22 protein-coding genes are annotated in these 26,825 nt (G+C 74.6%); 9 read left to right on the top strand and 13 right to left on the bottom strand.

Annotation, left to right across the window (positions count from 1 at the left end; all coding sequences use genetic code 11):
• The first annotated feature begins 32 nt into the window (after positions 1-32).
• Positions 33-872: a PaaX family transcriptional regulator gene (locus ACWDXC_RS14215; RefSeq protein ID WP_449981509.1), complete on the top strand. Its 840-nt coding sequence runs from the start codon at positions 33-35 to the stop codon at positions 870-872.
• Positions 873-878: 6 nt separating this feature from the next.
• On the opposite strand, the gene ACWDXC_RS14210 is transcribed toward ACWDXC_RS14215, so the two are convergent.
• Genes ACWDXC_RS14210 through ACWDXC_RS14195 form a run of 4 tightly spaced genes read right to left on the bottom strand, consistent with a single transcriptional unit; the run spans position 879 to position 5,626 of the window.
• Complete coding sequence (locus ACWDXC_RS14210; RefSeq protein WP_449981507.1) at positions 879-2,576, bottom strand: FAD/NAD(P)-binding protein; 1,698 nt, start codon at positions 2,574-2,576, stop codon at positions 879-881.
• Between the two features lie 26 nt (positions 2,577-2,602).
• Positions 2,603-3,442: a carbohydrate ABC transporter permease gene (locus tag ACWDXC_RS14205; RefSeq protein ID WP_364170621.1), complete on the bottom strand. Its 840-nt coding sequence runs from the start codon at positions 3,440-3,442 to the stop codon at positions 2,603-2,605.
• 1 nt (position 3,443) lies between these two features.
• Entirely contained in the window at positions 3,444-4,325 is an 882-nt protein-coding gene (locus tag ACWDXC_RS14200) for a carbohydrate ABC transporter permease (RefSeq protein ID WP_308125910.1), read from the bottom strand.
• Positions 4,322-5,626: an extracellular solute-binding protein gene (locus ACWDXC_RS14195; protein ID WP_449981504.1), complete on the bottom strand. Its 1,305-nt coding sequence runs from the start codon at positions 5,624-5,626 to the stop codon at positions 4,322-4,324. Before ACWDXC_RS14195 ends, ACWDXC_RS14200 begins: the two co-directional genes overlap by 4 nt.
• A 263-nt stretch (positions 5,627-5,889) precedes the next feature.
• On the opposite strand from ACWDXC_RS14195, the gene ACWDXC_RS14190 reads away from it, so the two are divergent.
• Both ACWDXC_RS14190 and ACWDXC_RS14185 read left to right on the top strand, forming a co-directional pair.
• The gene (locus ACWDXC_RS14190) at positions 5,890-8,286 is read left to right on the top strand and encodes a glycoside hydrolase family 3 N-terminal domain-containing protein (protein WP_449981502.1); all 2,397 of its coding nucleotides are present in this window, start codon (positions 5,890-5,892) and stop codon (positions 8,284-8,286) included.
• The gene (locus ACWDXC_RS14185; protein WP_449981500.1) at positions 8,270-9,286 is read left to right on the top strand and encodes a LacI family DNA-binding transcriptional regulator; all 1,017 of its coding nucleotides are present in this window, start codon (positions 8,270-8,272) and stop codon (positions 9,284-9,286) included. Before ACWDXC_RS14190 ends, ACWDXC_RS14185 begins: the two co-directional genes overlap by 17 nt.
• A gap of 22 nt (positions 9,287-9,308) precedes the next feature.
• Here the strand turns inward: ACWDXC_RS14185 and ACWDXC_RS14180 are convergent, their stop codons facing one another.
• The 5 genes from ACWDXC_RS14180 to fusA form a co-directional block, all read right to left on the bottom strand.
• On the bottom strand, positions 9,309-10,232 hold the full coding sequence (locus tag ACWDXC_RS14180; protein ID WP_449981498.1) for a sulfite exporter TauE/SafE family protein: 924 nt from the start codon (positions 10,230-10,232) through the stop codon (positions 9,309-9,311).
• A 127-nt stretch (positions 10,233-10,359) separates the two neighbouring features.
• Positions 10,360-11,016 (bottom strand): nitroreductase family protein, encoded by a 657-nt coding sequence (locus ACWDXC_RS14175; RefSeq protein WP_375073336.1) that lies wholly within the window; start codon positions 11,014-11,016, stop codon positions 10,360-10,362.
• A gap of 42 nt (positions 11,017-11,058) precedes the next feature.
• Complete coding sequence (locus ACWDXC_RS14170) at positions 11,059-12,288, bottom strand: epoxide hydrolase family protein (RefSeq protein ID WP_449981496.1); 1,230 nt, start codon at positions 12,286-12,288, stop codon at positions 11,059-11,061.
• A gap of 28 nt (positions 12,289-12,316) precedes the next feature.
• On the bottom strand, positions 12,317-12,823 hold the full coding sequence (locus tag ACWDXC_RS14165; RefSeq protein ID WP_449981494.1) for a MarR family winged helix-turn-helix transcriptional regulator: 507 nt from the start codon (positions 12,821-12,823) through the stop codon (positions 12,317-12,319).
• A 94-nt stretch (positions 12,824-12,917) separates the two neighbouring features.
• Entirely contained in the window at positions 12,918-14,909 is a 1,992-nt protein-coding gene (gene fusA, locus ACWDXC_RS14160) for an elongation factor G (protein WP_449981492.1), read from the bottom strand.
• 326 nt (positions 14,910-15,235) lie between these two features.
• Here fusA and ACWDXC_RS14155 point away from each other — a divergent pair, with 326 nt between their 5' ends.
• The 6 genes from ACWDXC_RS14155 to ACWDXC_RS14130 all read left to right on the top strand — a co-directional run bounded on the left by ACWDXC_RS14155 (position 15,236) and on the right by ACWDXC_RS14130 (position 22,615).
• Positions 15,236-15,841, top strand: coding sequence for a TetR/AcrR family transcriptional regulator (locus tag ACWDXC_RS14155; RefSeq protein ID WP_449981490.1), 606 nt, complete (start codon positions 15,236-15,238; stop codon positions 15,839-15,841).
• Entirely contained in the window at positions 15,838-18,024 is a 2,187-nt protein-coding gene (locus tag ACWDXC_RS14150) for a glycoside hydrolase family 3 C-terminal domain-containing protein (protein WP_449981488.1), read from the top strand. The genes ACWDXC_RS14155 and ACWDXC_RS14150 overlap by 4 nt, the downstream gene beginning before the upstream one ends.
• Positions 18,025-18,124: 100 nt before the next feature.
• The gene (locus tag ACWDXC_RS14145; RefSeq protein ID WP_449981486.1) at positions 18,125-19,627 is read left to right on the top strand and encodes an AAA family ATPase; all 1,503 of its coding nucleotides are present in this window, start codon (positions 18,125-18,127) and stop codon (positions 19,625-19,627) included.
• Between the two features lie 38 nt (positions 19,628-19,665).
• Positions 19,666-20,871 carry a tetratricopeptide repeat protein gene (locus tag ACWDXC_RS14140; protein WP_449981484.1) on the top strand — a complete coding sequence of 402 codons (1,206 nt, stop codon included), beginning with the start codon at positions 19,666-19,668 and terminating at the stop codon, positions 20,869-20,871.
• Between the two features lie 35 nt (positions 20,872-20,906).
• Positions 20,907-21,698: a phosphotransferase gene (locus ACWDXC_RS14135; protein WP_449981482.1), complete on the top strand. Its 792-nt coding sequence runs from the start codon at positions 20,907-20,909 to the stop codon at positions 21,696-21,698.
• Complete coding sequence (locus ACWDXC_RS14130) at positions 21,695-22,615, top strand: AraC family transcriptional regulator (protein WP_449981480.1); 921 nt, start codon at positions 21,695-21,697, stop codon at positions 22,613-22,615. Before ACWDXC_RS14135 ends, ACWDXC_RS14130 begins: the two co-directional genes overlap by 4 nt.
• Here ACWDXC_RS14130 and ACWDXC_RS14125 read toward each other — a convergent pair.
• The 4 genes from ACWDXC_RS14125 to ACWDXC_RS14110 form a co-directional block, all read right to left on the bottom strand.
• Positions 22,505-23,371: an NAD(P)-dependent oxidoreductase gene (locus ACWDXC_RS14125; RefSeq protein WP_449981478.1), complete on the bottom strand. Its 867-nt coding sequence runs from the start codon at positions 23,369-23,371 to the stop codon at positions 22,505-22,507. The two genes, ACWDXC_RS14130 and ACWDXC_RS14125, sit on opposite strands and share 111 nt — an antisense overlap.
• Before the next feature lie 48 nt (positions 23,372-23,419).
• Positions 23,420-25,039, bottom strand: coding sequence for a heparinase II/III domain-containing protein (locus ACWDXC_RS14120; protein WP_449981476.1), 1,620 nt, complete (start codon positions 25,037-25,039; stop codon positions 23,420-23,422).
• The gene (locus tag ACWDXC_RS14115; protein WP_449981474.1) at positions 25,036-25,809 is read right to left on the bottom strand and encodes a glycerophosphodiester phosphodiesterase; all 774 of its coding nucleotides are present in this window, start codon (positions 25,807-25,809) and stop codon (positions 25,036-25,038) included. The genes ACWDXC_RS14120 and ACWDXC_RS14115 overlap by 4 nt, the downstream gene beginning before the upstream one ends.
• Positions 25,810-25,905: 96 nt before the next feature.
• Entirely contained in the window at positions 25,906-26,784 is an 879-nt protein-coding gene (locus tag ACWDXC_RS14110) for a MurR/RpiR family transcriptional regulator (protein WP_308125906.1), read from the bottom strand.
• Positions 26,785-26,825: the final 41 nt, after the last annotated feature.

Raw genomic sequence — 26,825 nt, 5'->3', positions numbered from 1 at the left:
CCCAACAAATGGGGCCCGTCTACCCTCTACTCGTGACTTCCGACGACGGGGACGGCGCCGCGCACTCCTCCTCACCGCGTCCCCAGTCGCTGATGTTCAGCTTCCTCGGCGTCTACGTGCTCGGCCGCCGCGTCGCCGTCTACTCCGGCAGCGTCATCGACGTGTTCGCGCGCCTCGGCGTGACCGAGGAGGCGGTGCGCTCCACGCTGACGCGCATGGTCAACCGGGGGCTGCTGGCCCGCCACCGGCAGGGCCGCAAGACCTATTTCGGGCTCACGCCCAAGGCCACCGGCGTGCTGGAGGACGGCCGCCGCCGCGTCTGGGAGACCGGCGCCGTCAACCGCGACTGGGACGGCACCTGGACCCTGGTCGGGTTCTCGCTGCCCGACAGCCTGCGCGGCGCCCGCCACGACCTGCGCTCGCGACTCGTGTGGGCCGGGTTCGGGCTCCTGCAGAGCGGGCTCTGGATCGCTCCCGGCGTCAAGGACGTGACGGAGACGGTGACGGAGCTGGGGCTGCACGAGCACGTGACCGTGCTGGCCGCGCGGGCGCTCAAGCCGACCGAGCCGGCCGACCTGGTCCGGGCCTTCGACACGCCGCGCATCGCCGAGCGCTACCGCGCCTTCCTCGACCGCTGGCACGACGGCGGCGCGCGGCTCGGGCTGCCCGACGACCTGGCCCGGCAGCTCCTGCTCCACACCGACTGGCTGGGGCTCGTCCGCCAGGACCCGCACTTGCCCGCCGAGCACCTGCCGGCCGACTGGCCCGCCATCCGGGCCGAACGCACCTTCCACGAGCTGGCCCGCGCCTGGGAGGAGCCCGCCCGCGCCCTGGCCGCCGCCGTCCTGGACGAGCTGCCCGTCGGCCGGTGAGCGCGGTCAGCGCGCGTCGTCGCCCAGCAGGGCCGCCGCCACGGCGTCGGCGTCGCGGCGGAACGGGCTGTCCTGCCCCGGCCTGCCGGTGCCGACCTCGGTGAACCAGCGGGTGCGGTCGACGGCGACGCCGAGGGCGTGGATGTCGGGGTCGGCCCGGCCCGACGCGCCGACGACCCGGTACGGCGAGCGGGTGACGGCCAGGCCGCCGGTGCGGTAGCCGGAGTTGACGAACTCGCTGATCATCCCGTCGGCGAGGAGCTGCCGGTAGAGCGGCGAGGCGTCGCGGGTGACGTCCCGTCCGGGCGCCCTGGCCTCCAGCAGGACGCGGGCGTGCCGGTCGGGCCCCGGCACGTGCGGGGAGGAGACGACGAATCCGGCGGCGTCGGGCGCGACCGTCGCGGCGGGCCCGGCCGGCTGCACGATCCCGGCCTCCAGCAGCGCCGCGAGCTGTTCGACGTGCTCGGCGGGCGGCCCGGCCGACAGCACGTAGCTCTCGGGCACGAACCGGGTGAGGAAGTCGCGGTGCGAGCCGGGCAGCAGCCCGCCGAAGTCGACGACCAGCGGCAGCAGCGGCCTGATGGCGCGCAGCGTCTCGGTGGCGGCCTTGACCGATCCGCCGCCGCACCCCGCCCGCGCCCGGCGGGCGTCACACAGGAGCAGGCCCGCCAGGCACCGCCGGTAGTCGTCAGGGCCGGCGAACGACCTGCCCTGGAAGGGCCTGGCCAGCCTGCCGAGCGGCCGGGCGCCGCCCCCGCCGCAGGCCAGGTCGGCCTCGAGCTGGATGAGCGGTTCGACGTGCGCGGCGAAGTCGAGCTGCGGCGAGCCCGTGGCGGCCAGCGCCCGCTCCCGCAGCGCGCACAGCCGCTCCTCGGTGACGACCAGGGGCCGCACCGCGGGCTCCGGGTACGCGGGGACGGCCGGCCGGGCCAGGAACGGCAGCCCGCCGCGCGACAGCGCGACCAGCCACGGCTCCTCCCCCGACGGCAGGTAACGCAGCTCCCCGCCAGGCGTGCGGCGGAAGCGCCCGCCCCGCCCCAGCGTCAGGGCGCGCATCACGTCGTAGAAGGTCAGGCCGAGCCCGCGCACGGCGACCGGGACGCCGGGCGGGATCAGGTCGAGCGGCATCTCGGCGGCCAGGCCGGGCGGCACGTAGCCGGCCCCGGGCGTGGCGCGGGCATGCCGCCGCAGCGCCCGCTGCTCGCCGGAGGGCGTGACGTCCGCGTGCCCGGTTGCGAGCACCGCCTTGCCCGCCGCGTACACGGTGCCGCCGGCGGTCAGCAGCAGCCGCCCCCGCTCCCGTACGAGCCGGGTGACCTCGGCCGTCACCGGGCGGACGCGCACGCGCGGCGGGGCGGCGGCGCACAGGGCGGCGAACACCTCGGCCAGGTAGCGGCCGTACAGGGCGCGCGGCGGGTAGGCGTCCGGGGCGAGGCCGCCCCAGCGGGCCAGCGAGCCGAACCGGGCCTCCGGCAGGAAGCCGTCGGGCGACAGCACGGTGCTCTCCCCGGCGGTGGTGTTCGCGCCGAACCACGGCGGCTGGTCGCTGCGCCACACCCGGCCGGCCCCGTGCTCGGCCGGGTCGAACGCCCAGATCGTGACGTCGCGGCCGGGCGGGCGCTCGCGCAGGCGGACGAGCAGCCGTTCGACGACCGCCAGCCCGCGCGGCCCCACCCCGACGACCGCGATGTCCGGCTCCCCCATGCCGGACACCTACCCGGCGGCGGCGCCTACTTGCCGAAGCCCGCCGTCAGCCCGCTGAGGAGCTGGCGGCGGCCGACCACGTACAGGACCAGGATGGGCAGCGTGGTCAGCACGACGGAGGCGAGCACCGCGGGGACGTTGATGCTGTACTGGCCCTGGAAGCTCCACAGCGCCAGCGGCAGCACGCGCTTGTCCGGGCTCTGGGTGAGGATCAGCGGCAGCAGGAACCCGTTCCAGATCGTCAGCGCGTTGTAGACGGTCACCGTGACCACGGCCGGCCGGGTCAGCGGGAAGGCCAGCCGCCACAGCGTGCCCCACTCGCTGGCGCCGTCGAGCCGCATCGACTCGAACAGCTCCTTGGGCACGTCGCGGATGAAGTTGGCCAGGATCAGCACCGACAGCGGGATCGCGAACGCGATCGACGGCAGGATCAGCGCCAGCAGCGAGTCGTACAGGCTCAGCCGGATGATGATCAGGTAGATCGGGATGACGGTCGCCTGCAGCGGGATGGCCAGCCCCATGAGGAACAGCCAGTTGACCGAGCGCAGGAACCTGCCGTTGCCGCCGCGCACGATCGCGTACGCCGCCATGAACGAGACCGTGACCGCGGGGATGACCGCGCCGGCGGTGACGATGAGGCTGTTGGCGAAGTACAGGACGAAGTCCGACTCGATGACCAGCCGGTAGGCGTCGAGGTTCGGCTCCGTCGGCGGCGCCAGCGGGTTGGTCGCGTAGTAGTTGCTCTGCGTCTTGAAGCTGGTGATGACGATCCAGTAGATCGGGATGACGACGATCGCCAGCCACACCAGGCTCACGGCGCCGGCGACCCAGTTGGGACGCTCGCGCCCGGGGGTTCTGGTGGCCATGTCAGGCTCCCTCCAGCCTGCTGTCGCTGCCGGTCCCGCCGCCGAGCCGGCGCAGCAGCAGGGCCAGGGCGAGGCCGACCAGGACGAGGATGACGGCGATCACGCTGGCCGGGCCCATGAGGTTGGCCTGGAAACCGCGCTTGTACATGTCGAGGGCGAGCACCCGGGTGGCGTCGCCGGGCCCGCCCGCCGTCAGCACGAAGATCAGGTCGAAGAACGTCAGCGACCCGACGACCATGAGCGTCGAGGAGGTCACGATCGTGTACTTGAGCTGCGGCAGGGTGATGCTGAAGAACTTGCGGATCCGGCCGGCCCCGTCGAGCTCGGCGGCCTCGTACATCGAGCGCGGGATCTGCCGCGCGCCGCCCTGGTAGATCAGCGAGTGGAACGGGATGAACTGCCAGGACACCACGAAGATGACGACGCCGAAGGCGAGCGCGGGCTCGCCGAGCCAGTCCTGGGCGAGGATCTCCAGCCCGAGCCCGGCGCCGAGCCCGAAGTTCGGGTCGAGCAGCGCCTTGTACGTGATCGCGATGGCGGCCGAGCTGAGCAGCAGCGGCACGAAGTACACGACCGACAGCACCGCGCGGTAGCGCTGGTGACCGGCCAGGAACACGCCGAGCAGGATGCTGGCCGGGGTCTGCACCAGCCAGGAGACGGCCATGACCAGGAACGTCACCCACAGGGCGTGCGGCAGCCCCGGGTCGGCGAGCACCGCGGCCCAGCTCTCCAGGCCGGTGAAGTGGATGTCGCCGAGCCCGTCCCACGAGGTGAAGCTGAGCACGAGCACGCCCACGAGCGGGACCACGCCGAAGGCGCCGAAAAGCAGTAACGCGGGCACGGCCAGCCACGCGAGCGAGCCGTGCCGCGGGGGTGCGCTCACTTGCCGATGACCGCGTTCAGGTTGGTGGCGAAATCCTCCGGCGTCACCGAGAGCTGGAAGAGCTTGGCGATGTTGTCCAGCAGCGTCTCGGCCGCCGTCGGGCTGAGGGCCTGGTCCCACGACTGCTGGAAGCTGCCGGCCTTGCTGGCGACGCCGTAGACGAAGTTGAGCCAGTCGGCGTCCTTGGAGCCGGCGAAGTTGCTGTCGGCGCCCTGGACGATCGGCACCGCGCCGGTGCCGACCCAGCCCTTCACCTCCTCGCCGTCGAGCACGCCGGTGGCGAAGAACTTCTTGGCGATCTCCTTCTGCTCGGCGGTCGCCTTGGAGGAGATCGACAGGTACTGGCCGGGGTTGCCGACGGTGTTGGAGGGGTCGCCCTTGCCGCCTTCGACGGGCGGGAAGTTCATGAAGCCGAGGTTGCCGCCGGAGACGAAGTCGCCGCCGTCGGCGGCCATCATGCCGTACGTCCACGAGCCGTGCAGCATCATGGCGGCCTTGCCGGTGTAGAGGAGGGCCTGGTCGGCGTTGGAGTCGGCGGTGATCGAGGAGAAGCCCTTGATGAAGCCGTCGGCCTTGATCAGGTCCTGCATCTTGGTGAGCGCGTCGATGGCGGCCGGGTTGGACCAGGCGTCCTTCTGCCCGTCGAAGACGGCCTGGAAGACCTCGGGGCCGGCGATGCGGTCGAAGAGGAACTCCAGCCACATCATGTTCGTCCAGCGTGACTGCCCGCCGAGCGAGAACGGCGCGATGCCGGCCGCGTTGAACTTCGGCACCAGGGCCATGATGTCGCCCCAGCTCTGGGGCGGCTCGGCGCCGATCTTGTCGAACAGCTTCTTGTTGTAGAACAGGACGATCGGCTGGACGGTCTCGCACGGCATCGCGTAGATCTTGCCGTCGATGGTGGCCGCGCCGAAGGAGGAGGGGAACAGCCGGTCCTTGACGGCGGCGTTCTCGCCGAACCACGGCGTCAGGTCCTCGACCTGCCCGGCCTGGACGTAGCTGCGCAGCGTGCCGCCGCCCCAGCCCCAGATGAGCGTGGGCGCCTGGCCCGCGCCGATCGCCGTCTTGATCTTGGCCTTGTAGGCGTCGTTCTGGAAGGTCGTCCCGGTGATCTGCCCGCCGGGGTTGGCCTTGTTGAAGCGCTCCACCGCGCCGGCCCGGATGCCTTCCTGGGGCTGGCCGGAGAGGTACCAGTAGGTTGCTCCGCCGCCCCCGCCTCCGCCGCCTGTCGGCGTGCCGCCGGCCCGGGTGGGCCCGGAGGTGCCGCAGGCGGCGAGCGCCGCTCCCAGGGGCAGACCCATGGAGAGGCTGAGGAAGGTACGGCGAGACGTTGTCCTGGGCTCCACGCTGATCTCTCCCTGTCGAAACATTTCGAAAATGACCGCGCGGGAGGCAATCTAGGATCGGCCCATATGCCTGTCAACCCCCTGTATCCAGACGTGTCCATGTTGTACTCTCACACGGGCGCCTAGCTGTTCAAACGGGGTCAGGCAAGATCTCCGCGCGGGTCGCCCGGCATTGTCGACAATATTTCGAAACTTTCGGCGGCTTTAAGGAGCAGCAGATGACGGCACTTGATCGGACGCCCACGCCGGGCCAGGTTACCCGCCCCTGGCGGGACCCCGCCCTTCCCGTGGCCGACCGGGTCGACGCCCTTCTCGCGGAGATGACGCTCGAGGAGAAGGTGGCGCAGCTCGGCAGCTGGTGGCCCGGCAACGACATGCAGCCCGACGGGGGCGAGTCGGGCACGGCCAACGTGGCGCCGATGCAGGACGTGTTCGCGGCCACCAAGTCGGCCCCGCCGGGCCCGGTCCACGGGCTCGGCCAGCTGACGCGGGTGTTCGGCAGCGCGCCGGTGACGCCCGAGCAGGGCGCCGCCGAGGTGGTGCGGCTCCAGCGGGCCGTCGTGGACGGCTCCCGGCTGGGCGTCCCGGCCATCGTGCACGAGGAGTGCCTGACGGGCTTCACCACCTACGGCGCGACCGTCTACCCGGCGGCCATCGCCTGGGCGGCGACGTTCGACCCCGAGCTGGTGGAGCGGATGGCCGCGGCCATCGGGCGCGACATGCGGGCCGTGGGCGCCCACCAGGGCCTCGCGCCGGTGCTGGACGTGGTCCGCGACTACCGGTGGGGCCGGGTCGAGGAGACCATGGGCGAGGACCCGCACCTGGTCGCGACCCTCGGCACCGCGTACGTGCGCGGGCTGCAGGGCGCCGGGATCATCGCCACGCTCAAGCATTTCGCCGGCTACTCCGCCTCGCGGGCCGCGCGCAACCACGGGCCGGTGCCGATGGGCCGGCGCGAGCTGATGGACGTGATCCTGCCGCCGTTCGAGACGGCCGTCACGCACGGCGGCGCCGGGTCGGTGATGAACTCCTACTCCGACGTGGACGGCGTCCCGGCCGCCGTCGACCCGTGGCTGCTCGACGAGGTGCTGCGCCGCGAGTGGGGGTTCACCGGGACTGTCGTGTCGGACTACTGGTCGATCCCGTTCCTGGCCACCATGCACGGCGTCGCCGCCGACGCCGCCGAGGCCGGGATGCTGGCGCTGAGCGCGGGCGTCGACGTCGAGCTGCCCGACACGCTCGGGTTCGGGCAGCACCTGGCCGACCGGGTGCGCAGCGGCGAGTTGCCCGAGGAGGTGATCGACCGGGCGGCCCGCCGCCTGCTCACTCAGAAGGCCGAGCTGGGGCTGCTCGACGAGGACTGGACGCCGGAGCGGTCGGTCGCCGGGGCCGCCGCCGCCGACCTCGACTCCCCCGCCAACCGGGCGCTGGCCCGCGAGGTGGCCGAACGCTCGATCGTGCTGCTCGACGCGGGCACGGCGCTGCCCCTGGCGCCGGGAGCGCGCCGGGTCGCCGTCGTCGGCCCGTGCGCCGACGACGCGCGCACGTTCATGGGCTGCTACGCCTTCCCCAACCACGTGCTGCCCCGCCACCCCGGCCTCGGGCTCGGCATCGAGGCGCCGACCGTGCTGGAGGCGCTGCGCGCCGAGCTGCCGGACGCCGAGATCGTCCACGAGCGGGGCTGCGACGTGCGCGACGGCGACCGGTCCGGCTTCGCCGCCGCCGTCTCGGCCGCCGCCGGGGCCGACCTGTGCGTGGCCGTCGTGGGCGACCTGGCCGGCATGTTCGGGCTCGGCACCTCGGGCGAGGGCTGCGACGCGGAGGACCTGCGGCTGCCCGGCCCGCAGGAGGACCTGGTGACGGCCCTGGCCGCGACCGGCACGCCGGTGGTCGTGGTCGTCGTCTCCGGCCGCCCGTACGCGCTCGGCGAGGTGCACGCCCACGCGGCGGCGCTGGTGCAGGCGTTCATGCCCGGCGAGGAGGGCGGCGCGGCGATCGCCGGCGTGCTGTCCGGCCGGGTCCAGCCCGTCGGCAGGCTGCCGGTGCAGATCCCGCGCAGGCCCGGCGGGCAGCCCGGCACCTACCTGCAGCCGCCGCTCGGCGTCGACAGCGCGGGCATCAGCAACCTCGACCCGACGCCGCTGTTCCCCTTCGGGTACGGGACCTCCTACACCACGTTCGAGGTCGGCGAGCTGCGCGTCAGCGACGCCGAGGTGGCGACCGACGGCGAGTTCACCGTCTCGGCCACGGTGCGCAACACCGGCGGGCGGGCCGGCGAGGAGGTCGTCCAGCTCTACCTGCGTGACGTGCTCGCCCAGGTGACCAGGCCGGTGCGACAGCTCACCGGCTTCGCCCGGGTCCGGCTGGAGCCCGGCGGCAGCGCCGAGGTGCGCTTCCGCGTGCACGCCGACCGCACCGCCTTCACCGGCCGCGACCTGCGCCGCGTCGTCGAGCCCGGCGACCTCGACGTGCTCGTCGGCACCTCGTCCGCCGACCTGCCGCTGCGCGGCCGGGTCCGGCTGACCGGGCCGCTGCGCGAGACCGGGCCCGGCCGCCGGCTCGACACGCCCGTGGAGGTCGTCCCCCTGGACGGGCCCGATGCCGGCGCGTCCTAGGCGCGCCACGCTGGCCACCGTCGCCGCCTCGGCGGGGGTGTCGGTGGCCACCGTGTCCAAGGTGCTCAACGGCCGCAGCGACGTCGCGCCGGAGACCCGGTCGCTGGTGCAGGAGCTGCTGCGGCGGCACGACTACGTCGCGCCGCCGCCGCGCCGGGCCGAGGCCGGGTCCGTGATCGAGGTGCAGTTCGACGCCGACCTGAACGCGTACTCCAGCGAGATCATCCAGGGCGCGGTGCTGGCCGGGGCGGAGAGCTGCGCGTCGGTCGTCGTGAGCATCGCCAAGGTCGCCGACCGCACCGCCGCCTGGGCCCGCGACCTGGTCGCGGGCGGGCGGCGCGCGCTGGTCGCGGTCACCGGCGAGATCTCGGCCGCCGAGCTGGACGCGCTGGCCAGGGCACGGCTGCCGCTCGTCGTGATCGACCCGCTGAACCTGCCGCGCGCCCGCGTGACCAGCGTCGGGTCGACGAACTTCGCGGGCGGGCTGGCGGCGACCCAGCACCTGCTCGCCCTCGGCCACCGGCGCGTCGCCTACCTCGGCGGGCCGCCGGCCGCCGCCTGCAACCAGGCCCGGCTGCACGGTTACCGGGCCGCGATGGAGGCCGCCGGGGCGCCCGTCCCGCCCGGCCACGTCCGGTACGGCACGTTCCGCTACGACGACGGGCTGACGGGCGGGGCCGCGCTGCTCGGCCTGGCGCAGCCGCCGACGGCCGTCTTCGCGGGCTGCGACGAGACCGCGCTCGGCCTCATGGAGGCGGCCCGTGCACGCGGGCTGCGCATCCCCGAGGATCTCAGCATCGTCGGGTTCGACGACACGCAGATCGCCCAGATGGCCTCGCCGCCGCTGACGACCGTGCGCCAGCCACTGCGTGAGATGGGCGCTGTCGCCCTGCGTACCGCGCTGCGGCTGGCGGCGGGCGGCACGGTCGAGTCGCACCACGTCGAGCTGGCCACCGAGCTGATCGTCCGGGCCTCCACCGCCCCGGCCCCCGGCGGGTAGACCCTCGCCGGGAGCGCCGGTGTCAGGCGGGGGCGGCCTCCTGCTCGTCCTCGCGGGAAGCGGGGGCGGCGGCTTCGAGCGCCTTGTCGCGACGGTAGGCGCGCACCGAGTAGGCGACGGCGGCGGCCCAGACGATGGCGATCGCGATGTAGACGACGGACTGGACGCCGCCCGGCGCGTCGATCCAGTCGCTGCGCAGCAGGCTGCGCACGTTGGTGAGCACGATGACGCCGCCCACCGCCGAGCCGAGGACGCGGGGCGGCACGTGCCGCACCAGCCAGGCCGCGATCGGGGCGGCGATCACGCCGCCGAGCAGCAGGACCCCGACCCAGGCGAAGTCGATGTTCTCCGAGCCGAGGCCGACGATGAAGCCGACGGAGGCGGCGATCGCGACCAGGAACTCGCTGGCGTCGATCGAGCCGATGACCTTGCGCGGCTCCATCCGCCCGCTGGCCAGGATGGCCGGCGTGCCGACCGGGCCCCACCCGCCGCCGCCGGTGGCGTCGACGAAACCGGCCAGGACGCCCAGCGGCGCCAGGAACCGCCGGCGCAGCGGCTTGCCCAGGTTGCCGCGCGGCAGCCCGAACGCGGTGAAGCGGATGAGGATGTAGACGCCCAGGGACAGCAGGATGAGCGACATGACCGGGGCCGCGACCTCGGTCGAGAGGCTGGACAGGAACGTCGCGCCGGCGAATGCGCCGAGCGCGCCCGGGATGCCGATCCTGGCGACGACCTTCCAGTCGATGTTGCCGAAGCGCCAGTGGGACAGGCCCGAGGCGAGTGTGGTGCCGATCTCGGCCAGATGCACCGTGGCCGAGGCGGCCGCCGCGTTGGTGCCTACGGCCAGGAGCAACGTGGTCGAGGTGACCCCGTACGCCATGCCGAGGCTGCCGTCTACGAGCTGCGCCGCGAATCCGACGAGCCCGAGCAGGATGAGCGCCCGCACGTTCCCACCTTTCCGATGTACCCTACTTATTAAGTAGGAATAATCATTTATGAGAACGGGCATCCGGTCAAGGGGGTGGCCCCGCCCGGCCGCGGGCGCGGGGGGCGCAGGGGCGGGGCCCGGAGGGTCAGCCGCTCCAGTGGTTCAGGTGCAGGACCTCGTCCAGAGGCTGACGGCGGGCGGGCTTGAAGGTGTCGCCGGTGTAGTAGGCGGTGGGGATGAGCGCCCCCTGCCGGACGTCGCCGGGGAGGCCCAGCAGCTCGGCGACCTCGCGCTCGTACGCCAGGTGCAGGGTCGTCCACGCGGTGCCGAGCCCGCGGGCGCGGGCGGCGAGCATGTAGCTCCACGCGGCCGGCAGCAGCGAGCCCCACAGCCCGGCCTGGCTGCCCTCCGGCAGCTTCCCGTCGGGCACCCGGATGCACGGCAGCACCAGCACCGGCACCTCGCCCATGTGCTCACCCAGGTACGCCGAGCTCGACGACACCCGTCGCTGCACCTCGGCCCGCGCCGGGTCGTCCTGGAACAGGTTCCCGGCCGACGAGCCCGACGCGTGATAGGCCCGGACGGACCGGCCGTAGTAGTCGCCGATCCTGGCCCTGGTGGCGGGATCGGTCACCACCACCCACTCCCACCCCTGCCGGTTCCCGCCGGTCGGCGCCTGCAGCGCGATCTCCAGGCACTCCCGCACCAGCTCCATCGGCACCGGCCTGTCCAGGTCCAGGCGCTTCCTTACGCTTCTGGTGGTGGTGAGGACCTCGTCGATTCCTAGCCTTTGTGTGGTCATGACGGCATTCATCCCCAGGGACGTCACCGGCGAAAGATCCGCTCAGCGGCGGCCCCGGAAGGTGCGGCGCAGGTCCGCCACCCACTCCCGGGGGAGCTCCCACGGGATGAAGTGCCCGCCGCGCTCGTGGCAGGTGATGCCGGCGTGGTTGTACCAGGCGGCCCGGTCGCCGTCGAGGAAGCTCCGGATCCGCTGCTCTGCCGTCGTCACGCCCGGCGGGTTCTCGTAGCTGACGAACGTGATGCCCGTGGGCGCCTCGACGACCGGCCACCGGTCGTGCGACGGGGTCCACGGGTAGCGGTTGTTGTTGGCGTACGTGCGGATCGAGCTGGCGATCGCGTCGCCCGCCCAGAAGATCGTCGCATGGGTGAGCAGGTCGTCCTTGGAGAACACGTTCTCCACGTCGCCGTCGCTGTCGGACCACTTCGTCCAGCGTTCGAGCATCCAGGCGAGCATGCCGGCCGGGGAGTCGGTCAGCCCGTGCGCGAGCGTGGACGGGGCCAGCACGTGCGCCGCCAGATGCGCCGCGAACCGCCGGTCCAGGGCCACGAACCGGTCGTGCGCCTCGGCGGGCAGGCCCTCCGGGATGGGCAGGCCGCCGCTCAGGTCCCAGGCTCGGTCGCCGTTGAACATCGTGAGCTTCTGGGCCGAGCCGATGTGGATGCCGTACAGCTCGGCGGCGTACTTGTGGCCGAGCTGGCCGGTGACCAGCGCGCCGACGTCGCACCCGGCTGCGGCGTACCTGTCGTGCCCCAGGACGCCGGTCATCAGCTCGTGCCACACGTCGGCGATCTTCCAGAAGTTCATGTCCGGCCGGTGCGTCAGCGGGGTCGAGAAGCCGAACCCCGGCAGCGAGGGCACGATCACGTCGAACGCCTCCGCCGGGTCGCCGCCGTGGGAAGCGGGGTCGGCGAGCTCGTCGACGACCTTCGACCAGTGCCAGAACGTCCAGGGCCAGCCGTGGCTGAGGATGAGCGGCACCGGGTCGGGGCCGACGCCGGGCCGGCGCATGAAGTGCACGGGCACGTCGCCGACGTCCACCCGGTAGTGCTCGTAGGCGTTGATCTCCCGCTCGGCCGCCCGCCAGTCGTAGCCGTCCGCCCAGTAGGCGACCAGCTCGCGCAGGTGGTCGCCGCGCACGCCGTAGAAGCCGTCGTCGTTGCCCGCGTCCAGCGGCAACCTGGTCATGGCGAGCCTGCGGCGCAGGTCGTCGAGCACCTCGTCGGGCACGTGCAGCGGCTCCGGGTGGAGGGGGAAGGCGCGGTTCGTCAAGGGAGGCGTTCTCCTGGTCGTCGGGCGTCTAGCCGTCGGGGTTCTGATCATCGGGCTTCTGGTCGTCGGGCTTCTGGTCGTCGGGCTTCTGGTCGTCGAGGCGGGCGGCGATCTCGGTCAGCCGGGTCAGGACGGCCGCGTAACCGGCGAGCGCCGCGCGCTCGTCGTCGTCCAGGTGCTCGACGAGGCGGGCGACGCGCGTCACCCGTTCGGCGTGCCGGGATCGGACGATCTGCGCGCCCTCCTCGGTGAGGGTCAGCAGGACGGCGCGCCCGTCGCGCGGGTCGGGGCGGCGTGACACCAGCCCGTCGCGTTCGAGCTTGGCCACCAGGCTCGTGAGCGCGGGCTGTTTGAGCTGCTCGGTCGCCGTCAGGCCGGTGAGCCGCATCGGGCCCCGGCGCGCGAGCGTGTGCAGCACGGACAGGGTCGAGAAGCTGAGCCTGCGGACCGACGGCAGGCGGATGAAGTGGGTGTTGAAGTCCTCGATCGCGGTGACGAGCTCGCCGAGATCGAGGGCCTCCGGTGAGGGTGCCACCCGGCATTTATATCAATATTCGATGTAACCGCGTAGGGGGGTCTGCCGGCCGGACGGCCCTCTGTCCGGCCGGCAGACCGGGGCGTACCCGGCGTCAGACCGGGGCGTACCCGGCCGGGCGGCTGGTGAAGGCGCCCCGGCCCTGGGTGCGGCTGCGCAGCCGGGTGGCGTACCCGAACAGCTCGGCCAGCGGCACCGTGGCGGTGACGACCGCCGTGCCGCCCCGCGCGGCCGAGCCGGTGACGCGGCCGCGCCGGGCGGCCAGGTCCCCGAGCACGCCGCCGACCGCGTCGTCCGGGACGGTGACCGTGACCTCGGCCACCGGCTCCAGCAGCACCATCGCGCAGGCGCGCAGCGCCTGCCTGAGCGCCAGCGCCCCGGCGGTGCGGAAGGCCGCCTCGGAGGAGTCCTTCACGTGCGTCGCCCCGTCGGTGAGCGTGACGCGCAGCCCGGTGACCGGATGCCCGCCGAGCGGCCCGGCGGCGAGGGCGTCGCGGCATCCGGTCTCGACCGCGCGGACGTACTCGCGCGGCACCCGCCCGCCGGTGACGGCGGAGCGGAACGTGAAGCCGGCCGCCGCGTCGAGCGGTTCCACGTCGAGCTGGACGTGCGCGAACTGCCCGGCGCCGCCGTCCTGCTTGACGTGCCGGTACAGCACGCCGGACACGCCGCGCGCCACCGTCTCGCGATGGGCGACGCGGGGCCGCCCGGCGGCGACGTCCAGCCCCCGCTCGCGGCGGATCTTCTCCACGGCCACCTCCAGGTGCAGCTCCCCCATGCCGGACAGCACGGTCTGGCCCGTCTCCGGGTCGGCCCGCACCGACAGCGACGGGTCCTCCTCGGCCAGGCGGGCGAGCGCGGCGGCCAGCCGGCCCGCGTCCACGCTCCGCCTGGCCTCGACCGCCATCGAGACGACGGGCTCGGCGGCGGCGGGCGGTTCGAGGACGAGCGGCGCGTCCGGCGCGCACAGCGTGGCGCCGGGCCGGGCCGCCTTCAGCCCGGTGACGGCCACGATGTCGCCGGCCACGGCCCGGTCGACCTCGGTGTGCCGGTCGGCCCGCACGCGCAGGACCCGCCCGGCGCGCTCGGTGCGCCCGGCGCCCGCGTCCAGCACGGCGTCCCCCTTCCGCAGCGTCCCGGCGTACAGGCGCAGGTACGTCAGCCGTCCGCCGCCGGTCGAGTGGACCTTGAACACCAGCGCGGCCAGCGGCTGCGCGGGGCCGGCGGCCCGGCCGGGCACGGCCGGGACGTCCAGCGGCGACGGCAGGTAGGCCACGACGGCGTCGAGCAGCGGCTCGATCCCCCGGTCCCGGTAGGCGGAGCCGCACAGCACGACGACGGCCCGGCGCTCCAGCGTCAGGTCGCGCAGCGCCGCCCGCAGCGTCGCCTCGCCGACCGGCGTCCCCGCGCAGAACTCCTCCAGCACGGCCGGGTGCAGCTCGGCCACGGCCTCCTCCAGCAGCCTGCGCCGCCGCCGCGCCTCCTCCAGCAGCTCCGCGGGGACGGGACGCTCCTCGTACGCGCCGTCCCAGACCAGCGCCCGCATGCGCAGCAGGTCCACGACGCCGGTGAAGCCGTCCTCCCGCCCGATGGGCAGCTGGACGGCCAGCGGCGTGACGCGCAGGCGGTCGCGGATCGAGGCGACGGCGGCGTCGAGGTCGGCGCCGGCCCGGTCGAGCTTGTTGACGAAGGCGATGCGGGGCACGCCGTGGTGGTCGGCGCGCCGCCAGACGGCCTCGCTCTGCGGTTCGACGCCCGCGACGCCGTCGAACACGGCGATCGCGCCGTCGAGCACCCGCAGCGAGCGTTCGACCTCGTCGGCGAAGTCGACGTGGCCGGGGGTGTCGATGAGGTTGACGCGGTGGCCGTCCCAGGCGCAGGTCACGGCGGCGGCGAAGATGGTGATGCCGCGTTCGCGCTCCTGGGCGTCGTAGTCGGTGACGGTGGTGCCGTCGTGCACCTCGCCGCGCTTGTGGGTGGCGCCGGTGGCGTACAGGACGCGTTCGGTGATGGTGGTCTTGCCGGCGTCGACGTGGGCGAGGATGCCCAGGTTGCGGACGAGGCCGAGCTGGTTGGTGTCACGCACGGTCCGTGGCCCTTTCGGGATCTGTCTGGACAGGACAGCGCGATTCGCCCGGAGGCCCCTCGTGTCAGAGGGCCGCCGGGGACGTCCGGCGCCGGCCGCGCAGCGGGCGCCGGGCGGACGGGGACACCAGGATCACCTCGTACCGCGACAGAAGCCGCGACAGGGGGACGGCGCTGCGGCGCATGGCGGTCCCCCTCACTGGTCTCGGCGGTCGTCGCCGACCCTACAGAGATCGGTACGGGACGGGCATCCGATTTGTTTCCTACCACGTGGTAAGTTCGGTTTTCCGGGCACCCGGGTGCCCTGGACAGCAGAAAGGCCGGTCGGTGACCGAACCCACCACGCGCCGGGTGACCAAGGGCGAGCGCACCCAGGCGCGCATCCTGGACTCCGCCATGGAGCTGTTCTCCCGCTCCGGCTTCCACGCCGTGTCCCTGCGCGACATCGCCGCGCACGCCGGGCTCACGCACGCCGGGCTGCTGCACCACTTCCCGGGCAAGGACGCGCTGCTCATCGAGGTGCTCAAGCGCCGCGAGGTGCTCACCGCCGAGCTCGTGGCGGCCACCGACCCCGGCCTGGACCCGGTGGAGATCATCAGGCGGCACGTCGACCAGCTCGCGGCCAGCATGCGGACGCCGGGACTCGTCGGGCTGTTCGTGAAGCTGTCGGCCGAGGCCACCGACCCCGGGCATCCGGCCCACGCCTACTTCGTCGAGCGCTACCGCCGGCTGCGCAAGGGCGCCGCCTGGGTGCTCGCCCAGCTGTTCGCGCAGGCCACGCCGCCGCTGCCCCACGACCCGGACGTCGTCGCCGGGCAACTCCTCGCCGTGGTCGACGGCCTGCAGACGCAGTGGCTGCTCGACCCCGACCGGGTCGACATGCGCGCCTCGGTCGCCGCCTTCCTCACCGAGCTGGGATTGGACATCAGTTGAAGGATCTGACACTCGCCGAGAAGGCCTCGCTCACCTCCGGGAGCGACACCTGGCACACCACCGCCGTCCGCGACGTCGTACGCGCCCTGACCCTGTCGGACGGGCCGCACGGCCTGCGGCGGCAGGACGAGAGCGCCGGAGACGCGCTCGGCCTGACCAGGAGCGTGCCCGCCACCTGCTTCCCGCCCGCGGTGGGGCTCGGCTCGTCCTGGGACCCGGAGCTGGCGCGGCTGGTCGGCGCGACGATCGCCCGCGAGGCCCGCGCGCAGGGCGTGGACGTGGTGCTGGGGCCCGGCGTGAACATCAAGCGCTCGCCGCTGTGCGGGCGCAACTTCGAGTATTTCTCCGAGGACCCGCGCCTGTCCGGGGTGATGGGCGCGGCCCTGGTCGACGGCATCCAGTCGCTGGGCGTCGGCGCGTGCGTCAAGCACTACGCGGTCAACAACCAGGAGACCGACCGGATGCGGATCAGCGCCGACGTGGACGAGCGGACGCTGCGCGAGATCTACCTGCCCGCCTTCGAGCACATCGTCCGCGAGGCCGCCCCTTACATGGTGATGTGCGCCTACAACAAGGTCAACGGCGTGTACGCGAGCCAGAACCGGTGGCTGCTGACCGAGGTGCTGCGGGAGGAGTGGGGGTTCGACGGGCTCGTCGTGTCCGACTGGGGCGCGGTGGCCGACCGGGTCGCGGCGCTGGAGGCGGGGCTCGACCTGGAGATGCCGCCGACCGGCACCGACGCGGAGATCGCCGACGCGGTCCGCGACGGCAGGCTGCCCGAGGAGGTGCTGGACCGGGCCGTCGGGCGGCTGCTGCGGCTGGCCTCGCGGGTGCCCGCCGCGCCGGCCACGACCGGCTGGGACGCCGACGCGCACCACGAGGTCGCCCGGCAGGCGGCCCGCGCGTCCGCCGTGCTGCTGAAGAACGACGGCGACGTGCTGCCCATCGCCCCCGGCCGCAAGGTGGCCGTGCTCGGCGAGCTCGCCCGCACCCCGCGCTACCAGGGGCACGGCAGCTCGCACGTGGTGCCGACCCGGCTCGACTCGGCCTGGGAGTCGCTGGCGGCGGCGCTGGACGGCGCGGTGTTCGCGGCCGGCTACCGGCTCGACGGGCAGGCCGACCCCGAGCTGGAGCGGGAGGCGGTGGAGGCGGCGGCCGGGGCCGACGTGGCCGTGCTGTTCCTCGGGCTGCCCGACTCGGCCGAGTCCGAGGGCTTCGACCGCACCGGCGTCGACCTGCCCGGCGACCAGACGGCGCTGCTGCGCCGGGTGGCCAAGACGGGCGTGGACGTGGTCGTCGTGCTGTCCAACGGCGGCGTCGTGTCGGTGTCCGGCTGGCAGGACGCGGCCTCGGCGATCCTGGAGGGCTGGCTGCTCGGCCAGGCGGGCGGGTCCGCCCTGGCCGACCTGCTGCTCGGCACGCACAGCCCGTCCGGCCGCCTCACCGAGACGATCCCGCACCGGCTCGCCGACGTGCCCTCCCACCTGCACTTCCCCGGCGGCGACGGGCACGTGGTCTACGGCGAGGGCCGCTACGTCGGCTACCGCCACTACGACACGCTGGACGTGGACGTCGCCTACCCGTTCGGCCACGGCCTGTCCTACACCACATTCGCCTACTCCGGCCTGGAGGCCCGCGAGACCGGCGCGAACGAATGGCAGGTCGAGGTGACCGTCACCAACACCGGCAGCCGGTTCGCGCACGAGGTCGTCCAGCTGTACGTGGCCTTCGACGAGGAGCGCCCCACCCGGCCCCGGCACGAGCTGCGCGGCTTCGCCAAGATCGGCCTGGAGCCGGGCGCGAGCGAGCGGGTCTCGTTCACGCTGACCGGCCGCGACCTGGCGTGGTGGTCGGCGTCGCGGGGCGGCTGGCGGATCGACCCGGGCGCGTTCACCGTCGAGGTGGGCGCCTCCTCGCGCGACATCCGGCAGCGGCTGGAGCTGAGCACGCCGGGCGACGGCTGGGCGCCGCCGCTGACCGCGATGTCGACGCTCGGCGAGTGGCTGGACCATCCCGTGGGGAGCCGGGTGCTGAAGGAGGCGTTCGGCGGGTCCGCGCTCGACCGGTTCAGCCCGGCGCTCATGGGGCTGGCCAGGGGGATTCCGCTGGCCAAGTTCCGGACGTTCGGCATCGGGCTGTCGCCTGAGGTGGTCGATCGGCTCGTCGCCGCCGTGGATGGGTGAGGTTTCCTGGCATTTTCCGGATATGTCGGGGGCCGGGGGTCATGGCCGGTGATTTCGGTAGCCTTGCCTGATTCCACTCCCCCGACGGAAGGACGGGCACGTGCTCGACGATGCCGGCCTCCAGGCGCTCCGCGAGGCGGCGCGCCTGTCTCCGGACAATCTCCCCCTGCGGCGGCACCTCGCCGACCAGCTCCTGGCCAAGGGCTACCTGGCCGAGGCGGAGGCCGAGTTCCGGGCCGCGCTCGTGCTCGCGCCCAAGGACGCGGACGTCTCGGCGGGGCTGGCGGAGGCGTTCGTCCGGCAGAGCTCCTACGGCGAGGCGCTGGCGGCGCTGGAGCCGTTCCTGGGCGAGCCCGGCTGCCCGCCCCGGCTCGGCGTGCTCGCCGCGCGGGCGCTGCTGGGCGAGGGTGACGTCGCGGCGGCGGCGCACCGCTACCACGACGCGGTGACCCGGGACCCGTCGCTCGCCGACCCCGCCCTCGCCGCCCGCCTCGCCGCCCCGCCCCAGGCCCTGGGAGGACCGGCACCGTACGGACCGGGCACGCACGGACCGGGCACGCACGGACCGGGCACGAACGGACCGCACGGCGGCGCCCATTCGGGCCCCGCGCCCTACGGCGGCGCGCCGTCCGGGCCGGCGTCCTACGGCGGCGCGCCGTCGGGGCCGGCGTACGGGGGCGGGGCTTATGATGCGCCGTCGCCCGCCACGCCGGCGGCGGAGGCGAGCGCCGAGGTGGAGCGGTCCCGGTTCACGTTCGCGGACGTGGCGGGGATGGAGGCGGTGAAGGAGGCCCTGAAGGTCAAGCTGCTGCTGCCGATCCAGCAGCCGGAGCTGTTCGCCGCGTTCGGCAAGCGGGCGGGCGGCGGCGTGCTGCTGTACGGGCCGCCGGGCGCGGGCAAGACGCACCTGGCCAGGGCGGCGGCGGGCGAGCTCGGCGCGTCGTTCGTGAACGTCGGCCTGGCCGACATCCTCGACATGTACATCGGCTCCAGCGAGCGCAACCTGCGGGCCACGTTCGACCTGGCGCGGCGCAACCGGCCGTGCGTGCTGTTCTTCGACGAGGTGGACGCCTTGGCGGCGCGCCGCTCGGACATGCGGCAGGCGCACAACCGGCAGATCGTCAACCAGTTCCTGGCCGAGCTCGACGGCGTGGACCAGGACGCCAACGAGGGCGTCCTGGTGCTGGCGGCGACGAACGCGCCCTGGTACATCGACGTGGCGTTCCGCCGCCCTGGCCGGTTCGACCAGCTCGTGTTCGTGCCGCCGCCGGACGCCTCCGCGCGGGCGGCGATCCTGCGCATCCTGTGCCGGGACAAGCCGATCGCGGAGATGGACTTCGACGCGGTGGCGCGGGCGACCGAGCACTTCGTCGGCGCCGATCTGAAGGGCGTGGTCGACCGGGCCGTGGAGGCGAAGCTGCAGCAGTCGATCAGCGCGGGCCGGGCGATCCCGCTGGCGACGCCCGACCTGCTGGCGGCGGCGAAGAGCGTGCGGCCGACGTCGGTGCGGGAGTGGATGGCGACGGCGCGCAACTACGTGCTGCACGCCAACGACTCGGGGGCGTGGGACGAGCTGATGCCGTGGATCAAGGCCAAATGGTGAAAGCCAGATGGTGAAGAAAGCGCGATGGTGAAGGCCCGATGGTGAAGGCCGCCGGCCCGGTGCAGCGGGCGCGGGCGCTGCTGGAGCTGCGCCGACCCGCCGACGCCGAGCGGGAGCTGCGCGGCCTGCTGGCCGAGGAGCCGGAGCACGCGGTCGGGCACGCGCTGCTGGCGCTGGCGCTGGCCGAGCAGCGCCGGCCGGGCGAGGCGGTGGCGGAGGCGCACGAGGCGGTGCGGCTGGCGCCCGACTCGTGGTTCCCGCACTACGTCGCGGGCCAGGTGCACAACCGGGCGCGGCAGCCCGACCAGGCGATCGCCGCCGGGCGGGCCGCGCTCGCGCTGTCGCCGGAGTGGCCGCCGATCTGGGAGCTGCTGGCCCGCGCGCACGTGCTGAAGGGCGAGTGGCCGCTGGTGGCGGGCGCGGCGGAACGCGGGCTGGCTCTCGACCCGGAGTCGGCGGACCTGATGAGCCTGCTGTCGCTGGCGCAGACGGCGCTCGGGCAGACGCGGGCGGCCACGGAGACGGCGGGGCGGGCCGTCGGGCTCGCGCCGGAGAGCGCCACGGCGCACCTGGTGTACGGGCGGGCGGCGCTGGCGTCCGGTGACGCGCGCGTGGCCGCCGACGCGTTCCGCGAGGTGCTGCGGCTCGACCCGGGCTACGGGCAGGCCAGGGACCTGCTGGTGACGGCGCTGAAGGAGCGCAACCCGCTCCACCGGTGGCTGTCGCGGGTGCGGCGCAGGTTCCTGGGCGGCTGGTGGCTGGTGTTCCTGCTGCCGGCGCTGCCTCCGGTCATCGCGGTGTTCGTGCTCATCGCGCTGCTGCACTGGGCGGCGTGGGTGACGGAGGCGGTCACCGTGCTGCGGCTGGCCCGCGCGAAGGCGACCGGGCTGCTGTTCGACGGCGGCGAGTCGCGGGTGGCGCTGGCCTGCTGCGGCCTGCTCGTGGCGGGCGCGGCGACGCTGGTGGCGGGCGTCGTGCTCGGCAGCGACGTCCTCGGCACGGCGGGGGCCGCCGTCATGGCGCTGGTCACCGCCGTGCAGGAGGCCGCGCACACCGGCTCGCCGCGCGGCCGGGCCGTCCTGTACGGGTGGGCGGCCCTGCTGGGCCTGGCGGCGGTGGCGTCGCTGGTGTCGGGGGTGTGGCCGATCGCGCTGCTGACCGTGTACGCGGCCCTGGCCACGATCTGGGTCGCGGCAGGCGTACGACGGGTCTTTGGGCCTCTTGGAGATGCCCGCACTTATTGAGAATCTGGGAGGCGGGACCCCGGAGGAGGCGATCGATGAGCGGATCCGCAGGCCGCCATGAGATCCGGCGGATCCGGCTCGAAGGAGGCAACGACGGGGGCGCGATCCGGATCGGCGCGACCGTCAGGCGGGCGGCGCGGGCGTGGACGCCCGCCGTGCACGAGCTGCTGCGCCACCTGGAGCGCAAGGGCTTCGCCGGGGCGCCGCGGGCGCTGGGCTACGACGAGCAGGGCCGGGAGGTGCTCACGTTCCTGGAGGGCGAGACGCTCGGCAACCGGCTGGTGTGGCCGGAGTGGACGCGGACGGAGGAGGCGCTGCGCCAGGTGGCCCGCTGGCTGCGGGACTACCACGCGGCCGTGGCCGACTTCACGCCGCCGCCCGACGCCCGCTGGCGGGTGGGCGGGCAGTGGTCGCCGGGGCAGATCATCGGGCACAACGACGCCAGCCCGTTCAACGCCGCCTGGCACGAGGGGCGGCTGTCGGGCTTCTTCGACTGGGACTTCGCCGGGCCGGTGGGCGCCGAGTCCGACCTGGCGTGGACGGCGCTGAGCTGGGTGCCGCTGCACGCGCGCCGGGTGGCGGAGCTGGAGGGGTTCCGGGCGTTCGACAGGCGGGCCGAGCGGCTGCGGACGTTCCTGGACGCGTACGGCTGGCGCGGCGACCCGGCGCTGATCGTCCGGGAGATCCAGGCGCGGATGAGCGCGCGGGCCCGCGACATCCGCGCGGGCGCGGTCGGCGGCGACCCGCTGTATGCCAAGCTGCTGCGGCAGGGGCGGGCCGAGGACATGGACCGCGCGGTGCTGGAGCTGGAGGACTTCGCCTGGTGAACGGGGAGGGGCCCGGCGCGAGGCTGCGCTTCGGGGCCGGCGCCGAGGGGATCGAGCGGATGGCGGCGTCGCTGGTCGGCGAGGCGTTCGCGCCGCACCGGCACGACCGCTACGCGATCGGGATCACGCTGCGGGGCGTGCAGACGTTCCGCTACCGGGGCGAGGCGCGGCACTGCCTGCCGGGCGAGTGGCACATCCTGCACCCGGACGAGCTGCACGACGGCGCGCCGGGCACCGAGGAGGGGTTCGGCTACCGGATCTTCTACGTGGATCCGGCGCTGGTGGGCGAGGCGCTGGGCGGCGGGCCGCTGCCGTTCGTGCCGGACCCGGTGGTGCGGCGGATGCCGGCCGCGCTGGCCGCGTGCCTGCGGCGGCTGGACGAGCCGCTCGGCGAGCTGGAACGGGTGGAGGTCGCGCTGGCGATCGCCCGCTCGCTGGCGGCGCACGCGGGAGCGCGCCCGGCCGGGCGGGGCGCCGGGCGCGCGGCCGCGGCGGTGGAGGCGCTGGCCCGGGTGCGTGACCTGATCGCGGCCGACCCGGCGGCGCGGCATCCGGTGGCGGTGTTCGAGCGGGTGTCGGGGCTGGACCGGTGGACGATCGCCCGGCAGTTCCGGGCCGTGTTCGGTACCAGCCCGACCCGGTTCCGCACGATGCGGCAGCTCGACGTGGCGCGGCGGGCGTTGCGCGCCGGGCTCCCGCCGGCCGTCGCCGCGCAGGCGGCCGGGTTCGCCGACCAGAGCCATCTGACGCGCAGGTTCAAGGGCGCGTACGGTCTCACGCCCGCGCGCTGGCAGGCCGCCTGCGGTTCAGCCTTTCCTGGCCTCGATCGCCCGGATGACGGCGGCCATGTCGAGGCCGCCGTGCCCGAGCGCGAGCGTCTCGGCGAACAGCTCGTGGCAGGCGTCGAGGAGCGGTGAGGCGAGCCCGGCGGCGCGGGCGGCCTCGGCGATGAGCCGGTTGTTCTTGAGCACGTCGGCGACCGCCGCCTGCGGGGACAGCTCGCCCTCGACGAGCTTGGCGGCCTTGCCGCGCGACACGGCGCTGGCCATCGGGCCGGTGGCCAGCACCTCCTGGAAGCGGCGCAGGTCGAGCCCGTGCCCGGCGGCGAAGTGCGTCGCCTCGGCGAGCCCCGTGACCATCGTGATGAGGAACAGGTTGACCGCCAGCTTCATCAGCAGCGCCGACGGCGCCGGGCCGCAGACGACGCTCTTGTGGCACATCGGCCGCAGCAGCGGGCGCACGTCGGCGACGGCGCCGGGGTCCCCGGCGAGCATGGCGACGAGGCGTCCCTCCTCGGCGGGGCCGCGCGAGCCGGAGACGGGCGCCTCCACGTACCGGCCTCCGGCGGCGCGCACGTCGGCGTCCAGCCCGGCGGAGTAGGCGGGCGAGGTCGTGCCCATGTGCACCACGGTGCGCCCGGCGACGCGGGCGGCGAACTCCGGCGTGCCCCGGCGCAGCACGTCGTCGACGGCGGCCTCGTCGGCGAGCATGAGGAGGACCGTGCCGGCGCGGCCGAACACCTCGGCGGCGCTGGCCGCCACGTCGGCGCCGGCCGCGCGAAGGGCCTCGGCGCGAGCGGGGGTGCGGTTCCAGACGACGAGGCCGCCCGCGCGGGCCAGGTTGACCGCCATGGGCCCGCCCATGAGGCCCAGGCCGATGAAGCCGATGTCCATCCCCTCGTTGTAGCCGCCGGAGGCGGGCGGGGTCTTGAACGGTTGTGCTCAGGGCGCGGGCGGCGGGAGCGTGAAGCGAGCGTGGACGCGCGCCTGTGCCGCGTGCCCGCGCAGCAGGACGATGCCGAGCGGGCGGCCGTTCGGGTTGCCGTCGGCGAGCGCCGCGTACGCCTCGAACCCGTCCGGGACGGTCAGCTCCAGGGACGGCGCGCCGTCGGCGTCCCAGGCGCCGCGCAGCACCCCGGCATGCGCCCGCAGCCGGCGCACGTCGCGCAGCCAGGCGTGGCCGAGATCGCCGGTGAGGAGGGCGGGCTCGCCGTCCGCCGCGAACGGGCCGTCGCCGTGGAAGGTCCACTCGATCGCGTCCGGCGCGGCGGGCGTCACCGTGAACTCGTCGGTCCAGCCGTCGCCGGTCACCGTCAGCGCGCGGCGCAGCGTGTGGCCGTCGAACGCGGACTCGGCCGTCAGGTGGCCGGGCGACGAGGCGACGAGGCGGCCGGTGTGCGGCGGCTGGGCGCGTCCGCCGACGGTGACGGTGTTGTGGGCGACCGGCGAGCGCAGCCACGCGGTGAAGCCGGAGCCGTAGCCGCTGGTGCCGAGGTCGAGGCTGGACCAGCCGGTGGCGGTGGCCACGTCCACGCCGAGCTTGTCGCGGTGGTCGTGCCAGCCGGCGTCGGGCCCGTACCGGAGGGCGGCGCGCACCCGGCCGGACCTGAGCAGCCCGATCCCGGCCCCCGGCCACACGAACGAGCGCGGCGGGTCCGGGGGCGGCGGCGGGAGGTCGCCGGGGCCGAAGACGAGGGCGGCGACCGACGAGCGGCCGGTCAGCGGCGGCGCGACCCCGTCGGGGAGCTGCGCGCCGTACCAGAGGCGGACCGGGGCGGGGCGCGGGTGCGCGTAGTAGTGGTAGTGCGGGTTGACCTCGTACCACAGGCCCTCGTCGTGGAACCCGCGCCTGACCTGCGCCTCCGCGCCGAACTTGGAGTCGCGGCACCAGGCGAGCAGCGCGGTGTCGCCGAGCCGGACGGCGCATTCGGCGAGCGCGGCGAGCAGCCAGCACGGGATGTTGTGCACGGCGCCCGCCTGCGGGCGCAGCAGGGCGGCGACGTCGCGGGCCAGGCCGTCGAAGGCGGCCGAGGTGGCGGGGGTGAGGGCGTCGCCCGCCCAGCGCACGGCGCGCAGCAGTCCGATCGCCCACACGGCCTCGTCGAGCCCCTGCGGCTGGACGCGGCCGGTCCCGGCGGCCTGGCCGTGGGGCGCGTAGTCGCGGTAGCGGCGGGCGTAGCCGCCGACGACGCGTTCGAGCTCGTCGCGGGCAGGGCGCGAGCCGGTCAGGCGCAGCAGCAGGGCGGCGCGCTGGGCCTGCGCGGCGGCGGCGTTGTGGGTGATGGCGCGCCAGGCGCCGTCCCACGGCTCGCCCGAGTAGACCTTGCCGCAGCCGGTGCAGGCGTGCCGGTCGGGCGTGGCGGGGTCGTGGCGCAGGGGCGCGCCGTCGGCGTCGCAGAAGTAGTGGTGGGTCCAGGCGGACGGCCGTTCCGGGCCGGGCAGCGGCAGGCCCGACCAGTGCCCGAAGTCGGCCTCCAGGGCGCCGAGCACGCGGGCGGCCCACGGCGCGTCCGCGACCCGCCTGCGCACCGCCGCCCAGTCCGGCTCGTACGGGCCCGTCACGTGCACTTTCCGGCCAGCCAGCGGCGGTAGTCGGCCGGGTAGTCGGTCAGCACGCCGGCCGGGCCGCGCTTGAGGATCTTCGTCCAGCGGGGGACCTGGGCGCGCCAGCCGGGCGGCGGCTCGTCCCAGGGGACGCCGTCGGTCCAGCGGACGGCCTCGCCCCGCAGCAGGCCGGGGTGCCGCGTGGCGAGCTCGCGCTGGATCCACGGGTCGGCCGAGTAGAGGAGGATGCGCTGGGCGTCCTGCCGTTCGAGGATCGGGCCGGACAGTTCCTGCCAGGCTTGCTCGGAGCGTCGCAGGATGGGTCTGGCCTGGCGTTTGATCTCCAGCAGCGCGATCAGCCCGGCGGCTGCGGCGTGGTCGAGCCAGGAGCCGAGCGTGTGGACGCGTTCGCCCGCGTAGGGGCCGCGCGAGACGCGGCGGGACCGCAGGCCGCCGTCGTCGTCGGCCCACCACAGGTCGGTGATCTCGCGGTTGGGCCCGGTCAGGCCGTTGGTGGTGGTGTTGTGCCACATCACCGCCTGGGTCCCGTCGCGGGTGAGCTGGACGTCGGCCTCCAGGCCGTCGGCGCCCTCGGCGCGCATGTGCTCGATGCCGGTGGGGTGGTTCGGCTGGCGGATCAGGTCCTTGGCGCTGGCGCCGGGGTTCTTCGGGTAGCCGCCGTGCCCGAACACCAGCGGGCAGCCGGGCAGCCGTCCGGCGGCGGCGGGCACGAGGGCGGTCGCGGCGAGCTCGGTCAATGCCACGGCCACCGCCAGCGGGATGGTCACTACGAGGCCCCTTCGTCGTGGGTCCGGCACGACGAGGCTATGGGCGGGGCCGGACCCGATCAAGCATCCGCTCCCGGCCTGTCACCAGGGCTTTCTCTACGGGCCGGTGGGCTCGCCGCCCGCGGGGCGCCGGTGGAGCAGGCCGAACTTGGTCCACATCCGCTCGGCCGTCTCGATGGCGGCGGCCGTGCGCGCCGGGTCGACGGCGGCGAGCTGGGCGACCAGTGCCTGGGCGACGGCCAGCCCGGCGGTCAGCGACGGGAAGAACGCGACCCCCTCCGCCGGGACCATCACGACCTCCTCGGCCGCGTCCGCCAGGGCGGGGCTGGCCGCGTCGGTGAGCGCGAACACCCGGGCGCCGCGCGCGCGGGCCTCGTGCGCGGCCAGGACCGTGCTCTCGTACAGCCGCCAGAAGCTGATGGCGATCAGCACGTCGCCGGGCCCGATCGCCGCGACGGTGTTGGACAGCTCGGAGTCGCCCGCCGTGACGGCCGCGACGGGGTAGCCCGCGATGCGGGCGTTGTGCGCGAGCGCCATGCCGACCGCCGCGTAGCTGCCGTCGGCGACGATCACCGTGCGGCGGGCGGCGGCGACGGCCTCGGCGACGGTCCGGATCACGCCCTCGTCCAGGCGGCGGTTGAGCAGGGCGAGGCTGTCGAGGTCGCGCCGGAGCGAGCGGGCGCTGGGCGAGCCCTCGCCGCTGTGCTCGGCGGCGACCTGCGGCGCGCTGAGCGAGGACAGGTAGCGGGCGCGCAGCTCCTGCTGGAGGGCGGGCCACCCGGCGAAGCCGAGCGCCTGCGCGATGCGGGTGACGGTGGCCACGTTGACGCCCGCGAGCGCGGCGAGCTCGGCCGCCGAGCCGAACGACGCCCGCCGCGGCTGCGTGATGAGGATGTCCAGCACCGCCGCGGCCTTGGGGCGCAGCCCGCGTTCCGGCACGCGGTCGCGCAGCCACTCCTCGAAGCTGTCCGTCACGCGCCCCTCCCTCGCCGGGAGACATCGTACATTTTCCAAAT

The sequence above is a fragment of the Nonomuraea sp. NPDC003214 genome, from assembly GCF_053590035.1.
Note: the sequence above shows the minus strand (reverse complement) of the source record. Positions and strands in the feature narration are given on the sequence as shown.

Bases quoted from the DNA above. Each gene is read 5' to 3' on its own strand.
- ACWDXC_RS14210 (WP_449981507.1), bottom strand. From the start codon at position 2,576: ATGGGGGAGCCGGACATCGCGGTCGTCGGGGTGGGGCCGCGCGGGCTG.
- ACWDXC_RS14205 (WP_364170621.1), bottom strand. From the start codon at position 3,442: ATGGCCACCAGAACCCCCGGGCGCGAGCGTCCCAACTGGGTCGCCGGC.
- ACWDXC_RS14195 (WP_449981504.1), bottom strand. From the start codon at position 5,626: ATGGGTCTGCCCCTGGGAGCGGCGCTCGCCGCCTGCGGCACCTCCGGG.
- ACWDXC_RS14190 (WP_449981502.1), top strand. From the start codon at position 5,890: ATGACGGCACTTGATCGGACGCCCACGCCGGGCCAGGTTACCCGCCCC.
- ACWDXC_RS14185 (WP_449981500.1), top strand. From the start codon at position 8,270: ATGCCGGCGCGTCCTAGGCGCGCCACGCTGGCCACCGTCGCCGCCTCG.
- ACWDXC_RS14175 (WP_375073336.1), bottom strand. From the start codon at position 11,016: ATGACCACACAAAGGCTAGGAATCGACGAGGTCCTCACCACCACCAGA.
- ACWDXC_RS14140 (WP_449981484.1), top strand. From the start codon at position 19,666: ATGGTGAAGGCCGCCGGCCCGGTGCAGCGGGCGCGGGCGCTGCTGGAG.
- ACWDXC_RS14135 (WP_449981482.1), top strand. From the start codon at position 20,907: ATGAGCGGATCCGCAGGCCGCCATGAGATCCGGCGGATCCGGCTCGAA.
- ACWDXC_RS14125 (WP_449981478.1), bottom strand. From the start codon at position 23,371: ATGGACATCGGCTTCATCGGCCTGGGCCTCATGGGCGGGCCCATGGCG.